This window comes from Acinetobacter sp. V110_1 (assembly GCF_031798975.1).
Classification (GTDB): domain Bacteria; phylum Pseudomonadota; class Gammaproteobacteria; order Pseudomonadales; family Moraxellaceae; genus Acinetobacter; species Acinetobacter nosocomialis_A.
Window position 1 is genome coordinate 153,703 of sequence record NZ_JAVQNN010000014.1, and the last position, 14,047, is coordinate 167,749.

Annotated in this window: 7 protein-coding genes; all 7 read left to right on the forward strand. The window is 38.1% G+C overall.

All coding sequences use genetic code 11. The features are described 5' to 3' along the window. Positions 1–115 precede the first annotated feature (115 nt). The 7 genes from RMA95_RS04420 (at position 116) to RMA95_RS04450 (ending at position 14,043) form a co-directional block, all read left to right on the forward strand. Complete coding sequence (locus tag RMA95_RS04420; RefSeq protein ID WP_311069702.1) at positions 116–2,842, forward strand: autotransporter assembly complex family protein; 2,727 nt, start codon at positions 116–118, stop codon at positions 2,840–2,842. A 25-nt stretch (positions 2,843–2,867) separates the two neighbouring features. Then, the gene (locus tag RMA95_RS04425; protein ID WP_263614022.1) at positions 2,868–7,373 is read left to right on the forward strand and encodes a translocation/assembly module TamB domain-containing protein; all 4,506 of its coding nucleotides are present in this window, start codon (positions 2,868–2,870) and stop codon (positions 7,371–7,373) included. Between the two features lie 257 nt (positions 7,374–7,630). Next, entirely contained in the window at positions 7,631–8,866 is a 1,236-nt protein-coding gene (locus RMA95_RS04430; RefSeq protein WP_311069703.1) for a lactonase family protein, read from the forward strand. Positions 8,867–8,998: 132 nt separating this feature from the next. Then, entirely contained in the window at positions 8,999–9,361 is a 363-nt protein-coding gene (locus tag RMA95_RS04435; RefSeq protein ID WP_263614020.1) for a hypothetical protein, read from the forward strand. A gap of 257 nt (positions 9,362–9,618) precedes the next feature. After that, positions 9,619–12,258, forward strand: coding sequence for a bifunctional aconitate hydratase 2/2-methylisocitrate dehydratase (locus tag RMA95_RS04440; RefSeq protein ID WP_311069704.1), 2,640 nt, complete (start codon positions 9,619–9,621; stop codon positions 12,256–12,258). A gap of 228 nt (positions 12,259–12,486) precedes the next feature. After that, positions 12,487–12,921 carry a hypothetical protein gene (locus tag RMA95_RS04445; protein ID WP_000920876.1) on the forward strand — a complete coding sequence of 145 codons (435 nt, stop codon included), beginning with the start codon at positions 12,487–12,489 and terminating at the stop codon, positions 12,919–12,921. 138 nt (positions 12,922–13,059) lie between these two features. Further along, positions 13,060–14,043: an ion transporter gene (locus RMA95_RS04450; protein ID WP_311069724.1), complete on the forward strand. Its 984-nt coding sequence runs from the start codon at positions 13,060–13,062 to the stop codon at positions 14,041–14,043. The last annotated feature ends 4 nt before the right edge of the window (positions 14,044–14,047 follow it).

Here is a 14,047-nt window from a genome sequence, read left to right on the forward strand (position 1 = left end):
CATCGAAAACCATGTATGATATTTTTAACGCTTGATTAAATGAAAAATCAATGGTTTCGAGTGAGTTTTATCCTCATATTGGTGCGTTTATTAAAAAATAAGTTTAGAGTTTTCCATGCCTTCTAAAATTAAGTTTAAACAGTCAACTCTTTCTCACTCTATGCATTTAATCTTGAAAATGCAGAGTATACCTAAACTTATTTGTAGCAGCCTATTGTTAAGTTTATGTGTTAGTCCTTGTTATGCTCAAAGTTCGGCTGATACTGTAACACCAGTCGCAAACCAGACGGTAGCTGATTCATCATTACAGCAAACAAATACAAATAACCCAAATGATGTCCCGATTACTGATATTGCGACTCTTGTAACCCAAGCACAGCAACAACAAGATAGCTTGGCTATATTGCAACAACAAGAACAATTTCCAAATCAGATTGAAGAATTTAAGCCAATCACGCTTGATAACCTTGATGACTTACCTGTTATGCCTGTTGACCAGAACATGGCAAATGAAATTTATCGGGTAGCAGAAGAGGCAAAAACTGAAGCGCAAAACTTCCAAAATGGAACTCAAAAACATCCAGAAATGGTAGTCAATGATGCATCTCAAGCAGAATTACATGAAATTACTCAAGCACCTGTAAATATTGATCAGCTTATGCATGAGATTCAATCGGATAGTAAGATTGTAGTCGAAGCCAATGAAACAGGAAAAACTTTACCCGAGCTTACAGCTGCGACTGAAGAACCACCCGAAGAAAAAGGTTTCTTTAAGCGAATAATAAATAAAATCCGTCCACCGCGTGTGATTCCGATGGAGCAAATACCTCGTATTACTGCTGAGGTCAGTGGAGCTTCAGATGATCTCGCTAAAAATATTAAAGGTAAATTATCTACTTTTACCCAAGAATCATTTGAAGATTTTAATGCTGCATTGCCGCAATTAAGAAGCTTGAGTAATCAGGCTGCCCAAGCTGTGGGTTATTACAATGCTGAGTTTCGTTTTGAAAAATTAAGTGCAAGCCGCGTTCGTGTTAACGTTACTCCAAATGAGCCTGTACGAATTAATGAACAAAACATTGAATTTAGTGGAGCTGGTGCAAAACAGCCACAGTTTCAGGTTATTCGTTTAGTGCCAGATCAAGATGTAGGTGATATTTTTAATCATGGTCTGTATGAAACAACCAAAAGCCGAATTGTCGATGCTGCATCGAATAACGGTTATTTTGATGCATACTGGCGTTTACATGATGTGAAAGTAAGTCAACCTGAAAACAAAGCAGATATTAATCTCAAGTATGAAACAGGTGAGCGCTATAAGCTTGGTAAGGTTGAGTTTCGTATGAGCGATCCATCCAAACCATTGCCAATCAAGTTAAAGATTTTGGAAAGTATGGCACCTTGGCAAGAGGGTGATGACTACACATTCTGGCGTGTAAATGCTTTAGCCAATAACCTGACTAACTCGCGTTATTTTAACTACACTTTGGTCGATTCAATTAAACCTGACCCAATTGAAAAACCACTTGAATTACCGCCAGATTTGCAAGCATTGGTCGATCAGCAAAATGTCACTATTGATGAATCGAAATTGCTTTCCCCTGAGCAACAACAGCTTGCTAAAGCACGACAGTTAGCTTCATCTAGTAAAGAAGTTACTCAAAATGTTGTGGACGAAAAACAATTTGCTGGAACTGAAAATGCACAATTAGCTGCGGCGCCCGCTGCTTTAAAAACTGCTGCAGTACAACACGCAGAACAAGAATCGGAACAAGACCGTTTACAAGCCCAAGCACGTGAAGAAAAACGAATTCCGGTGATTGTGACCTTAAATGCTGACAAACTAAATAGTCTGGAAACAGGTGTTGGTTATGGTACTGACACGGGAGCTCGTTTACGTAGTCAATATCGCCGCTCGATTGTCAATGAATATGGTCATTCATTTGATGCCAACTTTGAACTTTCACAAATTCGGCAGTCTATAGATGGCCGTTATAGTATTCCTTATAAGCACCCATTAAATGATTACTTTAATATTGTGGGTGGTTATGAGCGCGAGACTAGAGATAATATCGGTCCTGATGTGAGTTTATTAACTGAATCTGCCGTATTGGGTGGTGAGCGAGTCATTAAAAAGCCATTAGGAAACTGGCAACATACGATTGGGGTACGTTACCGTCTGGACCGTTTAACTCAAAAAGGGGATGTTGATATTTCTGAGTTACCAGATGCTTTTAAAGCTGCTGCATCAGAACAAGAAGCATTGTTATTCGGTTATGAAACATCTAAAACTTCAAGTAATACACGTTTAAACCCAACTAAAGCATTTAAACAAAGCTATAAGATAGAACTGGGAAGTAGTAGTTTACTTTCCGATGCTAATATGGCGATTGCAACAGCGGGTTGGAGATTTATTTATTCTTTAGGTGAAAACGATAACCATCAGTTTGTGGGGCGATCTGATCTTAGTTATATTTTTACCGATGAATTTGATAAAGTTCCCTATAATTTAAGATTCTTTACTGGTGGTGATCAGACAATTCGTGGTTTTGATTATAAAAGTCTTTCACCAGAAGAAAATGGATATAAGATTGGTGGACAAGCTTTAGCTATTGGCTCTTTGGAATATAACTATCAATTCAAAGAGGGATGGAGAGCAGCTGTTTTTTCTGATTTTGGTAATGCTTACGATAAGAATTTTAGTAATCCGAGTGCTTATAGTGTTGGTGTCGGTATTCGTTGGAAGTCACCAATTGGACCAATTCGTTTAGATGTGGCTTCAGGTATTTCTGATGATAATCATCCGATTCGTTTGCATTTCTTTATTGGTCCACAACTTTAAAAATAAAATTTATTAGGTTTATTTTATGGCGGAAGTAGAACAGCAGCCCACTTCGGCACCTGACTCTCCTAAGAAGCGACGCATTTTGCGTAGCTTCTTGCTGACGATATTAATCATACTTTTATTACTTGTTGCTTCTATCATTATTATGATGTCGACTGACCGTGGAAGCCGTTTCTTATTAGATCGTGTTTTACAGGCGCAGCAAGTCATTAAATATGAATATGAAGGGGGTAATTTACTTAAAGGAATTATCCTCAAAAATATTATTGTTCAGTTGGCAGAAGTCGATGTTACTTTAGATAGAGCTGATGTTCGCTTGGGGTGGCGTTCTTTAATTTTAGAAAAAGAAGTACATTTGAGTAATGCAGATGTACGTAACTTAATCATTATTAATAAAGCTCCGCCATCAGATAAACCATTTGGATTTAAACCCATTAAATTGCCATTTGTGCTGCGGGTAGATCAGGCAGATGTCGATCATTTAGAAATTAAAAATTCAGGTTCTGTTGTAAATTTTCATGATGTTCATCTAAATGATGCGTTGTGGTCAGAAACAAAGCTAAAGTTTGAAAATTCAAGTATGGATATGGGGTATCTTTCTGTTCATAACGCAACAGGAAATATGGACTTTAGCGGTAAATATCCACTTAATGCGACTGCAGATTTAAGAATTCCTTCTTTAAAAAGTTTAAACATCCAAAATATTAAAGTAGCAGCCCGAGGAAGTTTAGACACTTTGCAAGCTGGTGTAGCAACCACCACACCAGACTTATTAACAGGTTGGGTCGTTCTACATCCTGTTCGTCATGAAGTACCTATGCAAGGTGCATTGTTATTCAAAAACTATCACTTGCCTTTACTGGTCGAACAAAAATTATTTGCTAAAAATGGCGTGATCAAGTTTCAGGGGGATGTGAAACAACTGAACTTAGCACTTGATACAGATTTAAAAGGTGAGAATTTACCTGAAGGCCAATACAATGCCTTAATGAATACCGATCTGGTTCACCAGTTGAATATTACTGACTTTAATGGTCAGGTTATGAAAGGTGCAATTAACCTTAAAGGGTTAGTGAACTGGAAAGATCATGTCACTTGGGATGTAAAAGGTCGTTTAGATCATGTTAATCCTAAAGATAAAGCGATTCCTCAAGTCGTTCAGGATTTCTTGCCACCAAGTTTAGATGCAGCCGTTTCTTCAACGGGTTCTTTGGAAAAAGGTACTGAAGTATTAGCTAATGTAGACTTTGACCGCTACGAGTCTTGGAAACTTAAATTAAACCAAGCTCCTGAAAAGAATAAAAAACCTCAGCCAATGTTTATGAATGTGGCTTGGTCAAAAATAGACCGTGCTATGCCATATATAGGTTGGTTAAGCAGTGATAGTGGTCAAGTTGATCTGACTCTGCGAGATGGTCAGCAAGATATTAAAGTCTCGACAAAAGTATATCAGCATGAACAGACTTTATTGCCAGCAGGGCAATATCTGGCAACGTTGAATGTTAAAGATAATATTCTTAATGTTCCTAGTTTTAATTTTGTGGCTCAAAAAGGTAGTCTCTCAGGTCAGGCCAAAGTTTTATTGCCTACTGAAAAACGTCAGCTGGCATGGAATGCCTTATTAAATGCAAAAGACTTTAATCCACAAAGTATTCATGCAGCTGCACCGGTTAACCTACTTAATGGCTCAGTTAAGGCAAGTGGTTTTGCAAAGCCAAATCAACAAATTATTCAACTGGAAAAAATTGATTTAAAAGGCCAATTGGCTCAAGCAAACCAAGAAACTGTTGCGCTATCTGGAAAAAGTACAGCAGCTTTATTATTTAATGATGTTAAAGCTGGTGGCGGTTTTAAAGGTTTTGCCGTTAATTATGATGGATCTTTAAAAGCACTTAATCAGGCTAATGGATTGTTAAAGTTCTCTATTGCAGGTACTCCAGAATTTATTCGAATTAACCAGTTACAACATGATGGTGTTGCTGGAAAAATCTATGCGACTGGATCATTAAATTTAAAAGATCGTATTGCTTGGGATATCAATAGTTCGCTTGTGCGCTTTAAACCTCAATATTTTGTTTCTAGTGTAAAAGGCGAAATTTCAGGAAATGTAAAAACGCAAGGTGTTTGGTCCGATAAGTTAAAGCGTATTGATATTCAACAATTGAATCTTGCAGGATTTTTGAATAACAAACCAGTGAGAGGTAAAGGTAACTTATCTGTACTTATGGATTCGAACCAAAAGGGCTTTTTACCTCAACAATTTGAAGCGAATAATCTATTTTTAGTGTATGCACAGAACCAGTTGCAAGCGACTGGTAATGCGCAGAATTTAAAAATTAAGCTCAATGCACCTGCACTTTATGAGTTGTATCCTGGTTTAAGTGGCCGTGCGTATGGAGATTTGAGTGTCCAATCTCAACCACGTTTGAAAGCTACAGCTAATATTGCAGTTGATAACTTTGCCTATACTAATTTAGTGAGTATTAAAAAACTGCGTGTACAGGGTGAACTTCCAACTTCTGAAACAACACCAACTCAACTCACAGCAAAGCTAGACAATTTGCGTAGTGGTAGCCGTCTAATCCAGTCTGCTGAGGTGAATTTGGCCGGAACACGAAAAGCGCACTTATTAAAAGTGCAGGCGAATAATAATGTTTCTAAGTTCTATGTGCAGTTAGCAGGCGGTTTTAACCAGAATAATGATTGGTTGGGGCAAATTCAAAAAGGTAGTTTTGATTCGCGTCGAATTCGTTTAGCACAAAATCAAAATGCACCTGTTGTTTTCTCATCAGCACGTTCTGAGTTATATGTGGGACAACATTGTTGGCAAAGTAGAAATAGTCAGTTATGTCTTGATCAACCTGTACGTGTCAGTAAAGCACAGGGCAATATTTCATTTGTTACCCAAAATCTGGATTTAGGCGATTTTGCTGCGTTTATGCCAGAAGGTTTGGCAATGACGGGTCAACTCAATGGCTATGCAAAAGCTTCTTGGGTAAATGGTGGACATCCTAAACTTGATGCACGTTTAGTGACACGAAAAGGTGAGCTAGGTCTAGCTGCGGAAGATCCTCAAGACCCGCCAACGACATTGACTTATGATGAACTGAGCGTAATCGCGAAGAGTATTTCAGATGGTCTATTGTTACGTGTTGATGTAAAAACACCTGATATTGGTACTGGCTATGCAAATGTCATTATTAATCCATACCAACCTTCTATGCCAATGCATGGTGAGGTGGCCTTTAACGATGTACAGTTAAAAGTTTTAAAACCATTCATTCAAGATGTACGTTCAATGAGTGGTACCTTAGCCTTAGCAGGTAAAGTGAATGGTACTTTAACCCAACCGCAGTTTACGGGTGAAATGCGTTTGAAAAACGGGGCAATCAGTATGATTTCCCTGCCAGTGAACTTAACCAACGTACAAGTGTACTCGTCTATTCGTCAGGATATGGCAACAATTGATGGTGCATTTAACAGTGGGCAAGGGGTAGGTTTACTTAAAGGTAGTTTCGACTGGAAAGATTCACCACGTCTACAGTTGAACTTAAAAGGTGATAACCTACTGGTACGCCAAGCACCATTAATTACTGCAATTGCAAATCCGAATTTGACACTCGATATGTATCCTTTCGATAAACGTCTAAGTTTGAAAGGATCGGTAGATGTCCCTCGTGCACGTATTTCAATGCCTGAAACAACGGCACCTGTCATTAATACATCTTCAGATGTTCGTATTGTCCGTCAAGGCCAAGATCCACTTGCAATTTTACGTGCAGCAAAACCTTGGGATATTCGTGCCGATATTTCAGTCAATATTGGTAATCAGGTTATCTTCCAAGGCTTTAACAGTAATATTCCTTTAGTAGGTCGTTTGAACTTAACTCAGCGTGGTTATGAAACTGCAATGCGCGCAATGGGTGCTATTGGTGTGAGCCAAAAAGTGAAAATTGAAGCTTATGGTCAAAGCTTAGATTTAAACCGTGCAATTGCCCGTTTCAATGGTCCGTTGGCAAACCCGACTTTAGATATTGATGCGAATAAGAATGTTCAGGGCAGTATGGTGGGCGTTCGTGTCACAGGCACTGCATCATCACCAAACATTCAAGTTTATAACGATGCAGGCTTATCTGAACAAGAAGCATTAAATGCATTGGTAACAGGTCGTATTAATGAAGGTTCTAGCGGTTTAAGTAATTCAGAAGGTTTTAAATCTGATGTAAACAACACCATTGCTGCTGCGGGTATTAGTATGGGCTTGGGTGGTACACGTGCTTTAACGAATCAAATTGGTCGTACTTTTGGTTTAAGTGGACTTGCACTAGATGCACAAGGTACAGGTGATGATACGCAAGTGAGTTTAACGGGTTATATCACACCAGATCTGTTTATTCGCTATGGTGTTGGGGTGTTTACTCCTGTAAACAAACTCACTTTACGTTATCAAATGAATCGACGTTTATACCTAGAAGCAAGTCAGTCTTTAGAAAGAGCAATCGACTTATTCTACAACTGGCGTTTCTAAATGTATGAATTAAGAGCTCACTTTTAGTGGGCTCTTATTTTATTAAATATTTATAGTGTTTTTAAAAAGTTGGATATTAATCATATAGATCATCAATTTTTGAGCAGGAGTCACGCTTTAAATAGGTTTTTTTATTAAAGAAAATTCACTTGAAAACTGCAGTTTTATAAATTAATTTTCAGAATCATTAAATGAAATTAGATTGATAATGCCTTGTTGATCATTGCAAATAAGGTGAGTTTTCCAAGGAAATGCCAGTGAAAAAAGATACTTGTGTTGAAATTAAAGAGAATAGGGATAACGAGCCAAATGTTAAATATCGTGGGCTAATTCAAAAATTAACAACAACCTTATCAGTGACGTTTTTATCACTTGGTTGGGGTAACGCTGTGAATGCTGCAGATCGACAAATCGCTTTAGTGGGAACCTGGACATCAATTCCTAATGCACCACTTGTGCAAAAACCAAAACAGGCCAGTGAAGGTTTGTACCAGCTTCAAGTGAATACCGATGGGACTTTAACTCCTGTTAAAGTATTAAAAATGAAAAGTCCTTCATGGATTGTGAAATCGAAAGATGGCCGTTTTGCATATACAACAAATGAAGAAAACTCAGGGGAAGTCACTGCTTTATCAGTTCAAAACGGAAAGGTAGAGGTACTGAACACAGTGGATAGCCATGGTGGACATCCAACACATGCCTCAATTAGTTTAGATGGTAAGTTCCTGTTTGTATCGAACTATTCCGCATTCGATAAAGGTCGTGGTGGCGTAGCCGTTTTGCCAATTTTGCCAAATGGACATTTAGGTGAAATGGTACAAAATATTGTGTTCGCAGAAGGTTCTGGTCATGTCAAAGGTCGTCAGGAAAGTGGTCATGCACATTCGACAACTTTCAGCCCAGATGGTAAGTATTTATATGCGAGCGATCTTGGAAATGACAAAATCTATACCTTTCGTTATAACCCAAGTAAAACGCAACCACTTGAAGCGGATAGTAGCCGAGATGTGACGTTTATTCATGGGTCTGGTCCACGTCATATGGTCTTTTCACCAAATGGCAAGCATGCATACATTACCGCAGAAATGCGAAGTGAAATTGTGGCGTTTAATGTACAAGATGGACATTTGAAAAAAATTGCTGAGCTAAAGCTGGTACATGAAGATAAAACCCCCGAATTTAAAAGTGCGAGTGGAATTATCCTTAGTCCAGATGGCAAATATGTAATTGCTGCCAATCGTGGTGCAGACAACAAACTTTTGGTATTTAAAATTCAACAAAATGGCTTGCTAGATCAACCAGTCGTTTATAACGCTAATGGTATTGAACCACGAGCTTTCTCCTTTGATGCAACAGGTAAATATTTATATGTGACGAATGTATATAGTAATAACATCAGTTTGTTCCGCTTTGATGCAAAAAGCGGTAGTTTAAAACCTGCTGGCGATGCTGCAAAAATATCTACGCCTACTGATATTAAATTTTTTAATTAATCTGAATTGATAAATCAGTATTTCTAACACTTCCTATAAAAGACCGAGAATTTCTATCTCGGTTTTTTATGGCAGTTTTTGCAAAGTTTGTCAGATTCAGTATGATGTGGGCAGCTTAGTCTGTGTAGAGTAATGATGAAAAAAGTTTTATTTGTTTTGATGGGTATGTTGTTAGTCGGCTGTACAGAGAAAAAACCTTTAACACCTGAAGAACAATGGCATGGCTTTTGTACAAGTGTTGGAAATGCAGCTAGAAGTATTGTGTTTGATCGTCAGCAAGCAATTGAAAAGACTCAAGCGGTTGAACATGCAAATAAAATTGAAGATGAGATCACCAAAAAATTCATCTTGAATATTATTGAAAAAGTTTATGCTATTCCACAAGATGAACTAAAAACTAACCCAGAAGCCCTACAAGAAAAAATTAGAAAACAAATGGCAGATGAGTGCTTAGTTACACCACACGACAAAATGCCAAACTACAAAAAGTTCTAAGTGTACAAGACATCGTCAACACTCCACTAAGGTGGAGTGTTCTTTCAAATCAAAATATCGCATGATAAGTCAGTCATTAAGATCATTATTTACACAGGGGTATTTAGTTACAAAATAATGGGCATCACGGAGAAACACCCCGCGCGCATTAACTTTTAGCTTGAACTCTAGTAAAATTTTGTAGTCCATATTACTTGTGAAGCTTTGTGAAAGCTGGAATTTACAAGTAATTTTTTAAAAAAAGAGGAATGAACACCGTGCTAGAAGCTTACCGCCAACACGTTGCTGAACGTGCCGCACTCGGAGTCCCACCGAAGCCACTTGATGATGCTCAAACTGCTCAACTTGTTGAGTTATTAAAAAACCCACCGGCAGGTGAAGAAGCATTCTTGGTTGATTTGCTTGAAAACCGTGTTCCTGCAGGTGTTGACCAAGCAGCTTACGTAAAAGCAGCTTTCTTGGCAGCGATTGCAAAAGGCGAAGCGACATCTCCGCTAGTTTCTAAAGAACGTGCAGTTTATTTACTAGGTACTATGCTTGGTGGCTATAACGTAGCACCTTTAGTTGAGCTTCTAGATGATGCTGAATTAGCGAGCTTAGCTGCTGAAGCATTGAAAAAAACTTTACTTGTATTTGATGCGTTCCATGACGTAGCTGATAAAGCTAAAGCTGGCAATGTTAATGCAAAAGCTGTTTTACAGTCTTGGGCTGATGCTGAATGGTTCACTAGCCGTAAAGACGTACCAGAAGAAATCAAAATCACTGTGTTCAAAGTAACAGGTGAAACAAACACTGATGACTTGTCTCCAGCTCAAGATGCGTGGAGCCGTCCAGACATCCCATTACACGCAAACGCAATGTTGAAAAACGAGCGTGACGGTATCAACCCTGAAAAACCAGGTGAAGTTGGTCCATTAAACCAAATTAAAGAACTTATTGCTAAAGGCAACCAAGTTGCTTATGTAGGTGACGTTGTTGGTACAGGTTCATCTCGTAAATCTGCAACAAACTCTGTGCTTTGGTTCTTTGGTGATGAAATTACTCACATTCCAAACAAAAAAGACGGTGGTGTGTGCTTAGGCGGTAAAATTGCTCCGATCTTCTTTAACACAATGGAAGATGCTGGTGCATTACCAGTAGAGATCGATGTTTCTAACATGAACATGGGTGACGAAGTTACTCTTAAAATCGATCATGCTGCTGCAAAAGTTACTGCGTTCAAAAATGGCGAACAAATCGCTGAGTCTGAACTTAAAACTCCAGTACTTTTAGACGAAGTACGTGCTGGTGGTCGTATTAACTTGATCATTGGTCGTGGCTTAACTGCTAAAGCACGTGAAGCTTTAGGTTTAGCTCCATCTACATTATTCCGTACTCCAGTACAACCTGCTGACACTGGCAAAGGTTTTACTTTAGCTCAGAAGATGGTTGGTCGTGCATGTGGTCTTGCAGAAGGTCAAGGTATCCGTCCAGGTACTTACTGTGAACCTAAGATGACTACAGTTGGTTCTCAAGATACAACTGGTCCTATGACTCGTGACGAGTTAAAAGACTTAGCTTGCTTGGGCTTCTCTGCTGATTTAGTAATGCAATCTTTCTGTCACACTGCTGCTTATCCAAAGCCAGTTGACGTACAAATGCAACATACACTTCCAGACTTCATCATGAACCGTGGTGGTGTATCTTTACGTCCAGGTGACGGTATTATCCACTCTTGGTTAAACCGTATGCTTCTTCCAGATACAGTAGGTACTGGTGGTGACTCGCATACTCGTTTCCCAATTGGTATTTCGTTCCCAGCAGGTTCTGGCCTTGTAGCTTTCGCTGCTGCAACTGGTGTAATGCCACTTGATATGCCTGAATCAGTTCTTGTTAAGTTCAAAGGTAAAATGCAGCCTGGTATCACTTTACGTGACCTTGTACATGCGATTCCTTACTATGCAATCAAAGAAGGCGATCTTACTGTTGAGAAAAAAGGTAAGAAAAATATCTTCTCTGGTCGTATCTTAGAAATCGACTTAACAGAAATGGAAACTGACTTAACAGTTGAGCAAGCATTCGAACTTTCTGATGCTTCTGCTGAACGTTCAGCTGCTGGTTGTGCAATCACACTTTCTGAAGAGAAAGTTGCTGAGTACTTACGTTCTAACATCACAATGCTTAAGTGGATGATTTCACAAGGCTATGGTGATGCTCGTACTATGGCTCGCCGTGTTGAAAACATGGAAAAATGGTTAGCAAACCCAAGCTTACTTAAAGCTGATGCTGATGCTGAATACACTAAAGTTTATGAAATTGATTTGTCAGACATCAAAGAACCTATCCTTTGCTGCCCGAACGATCCAGATGATGCAAAACTTCTTTCTGACGTTCAAGGCGACAAAATTGATGAAGTATTCATCGGTTCTTGTATGACTAACATTGGTCACTTCCGTGCTGCTGGTCAGTTACTTGAAAAAGTACCAAGCGGTTCATTAACAACTCGTTTATGGTTGGCTCCACCAACACGTATGGACGAACATCAGTTAATGGAAGAAGGCTTCTATAACACTTATGGCCGTGCTGGTGCACGTACAGAAATGCCTGGTTGTTCATTATGTATGGGTAACCAAGCACGTGTTGCGCCGAACACAACTGTTGTATCGACTTCTACACGTAACTTCCCTAACCGTTTAGGTCAAGGTTCTAACGTTTACTTAGCATCTGCTGAGCTTGCATCTGTTGCTGCTGTACTTGGTAAATTACCAACTCCAGAAGAATACCAACAATATGCAGCTCAAATTGACAGTATGTCTGCTGACATCTACAAATATTTGAATTTCGACCAAATGGGCGAATATACAAATGCTGCTGATAAAGTAGATACTAAGAAAATTGCTGCTGCTCAATTGACTTAATTTGTCGATTTAGTACAAAAAAGGAGCTGATTATTCAGCTCCTTTTTTATTTAAAAGAGAATTAATACCTAGTTCTCAAATAAAATATTAAATAGATCATGTTTTGTTTATTTAAAATGTAAAAATAAATATAAGGCTAGATATTAAAGAAGATTTTGCTTTAAAATAATTGAACGAACTTAAAAATAATTAAAAAGAACATGGGTATTTTATATATGGAACTTAAAAATGCTAAAGACAATTGTTGAATTTAAATTTGATGATTACCATCTATATGATCAAAATTTATCAGCAGAAGACGGAAATACGTTAGTACAGAAAACTGAAGATATTGCACAGTATATTTATAGTATATTGAAAAATAGATATCACTTAAGTATTGAATTAACTGCTGAACGTTGGGGCTGGGAAATAGAAGTACCATTACCTGAGATCACCATGTATATCGGTATTAGTGTGTATGAAGAATACAGTAATGGCTTTGCAATATTCATTTCACCAAATACACCAATTTTGAGAAGATTTCTTTTTAGAAAGTTAGATATTACTCATCATATTATGCTGCTTCAAAATTATATTAATGTCATTTTGAAGTCACATGCAGGTATTTATGATGTGCAATGGTGGGAAGAAAATGAGTTTAGATATGTCGCTGCTCATTAAAATATAATTAGAAAATATGAAATATTATTTATGATTGTTTAGTTAATACAATTAATAAAATATTTTATTGGTCACTGTAGTGGTGAATTTACGTATGTGAGCTTAATATATGTTCAATATAATGTGGCTCAGAACCGTATGCGAATTTTAGCTTGGAAGACATTACGTAAGTTCTTCTATAACAACCTTCATGACCATGATTACGAAACAACAGTGAGTAGGTGTATTAACTACTTCTTGGTTTTCTTAATTATTGGGAATGTCATTGCGGTATTGCTAGAAACAGTAAACGATCTGTATTACAGCTATCGTATATGGTTTGACTACTTTGAAAATATTTCAATCACGATTTTTAGTGTTGAATACCTCTTACGCCTCTGGAGTGTAGTAGAGCGTGATCCTACACAAGCTGCATGGAAGCAGCGTTTAGCGTGGATGAAAAGCGGAGAGGCGCTGATTGACCTCATGGCAATTTTGCCGGCGTATTTAAATTTCTTCGTACGAATAGACCTTCGTATGCTCAGAATTTTACGATTACTTCGACTATTAAAATTAACTCGCTATTTTATCTCTTTGCAAATATTGCTATGTGTCATTAAAAGAGAAAAAGGTTCGTTTCAGGCAGTGATTTTTATTTTAATCATTATGATTATTATGACTGCTTCTGGTATTTATGTGGTTGAGAATAAAGCGCAACCAGAAGCTTTTAGCTCTATTCCTAAAGCAATGTGGTGGGCTGTCGTTACCTTAACCACAGTCGGATATGGTGATGTCACACCTGTGACCAGCTTAGGAAAACTACTAGGGGCTTTAATTACAATTTTAGGGGTAGGGATTGCTGCTTTGCCAGCTGGTATTCTAGCTTCTGGTTTAGCCAATGAACTTAACCAGCGTAATCAGCGCCTTGAACAAGAGTTCCGTGAGTTACTTCAAGTGCGTGGTATTGATATCTTGCATGATGAAGTTGAAATAGAACGTATTCGGCAAAAAGTAGGGCTACCAAAAGAACAAGCGCATAATTTGATTATCCAAATTATGCGAGAAAAGGTATTAGAAGAAAAAGAATCTGCGAGAGAGAAGAAATGCTATTGTCCGCACTGTGGCGAAAAATTAACAGACTAGTATT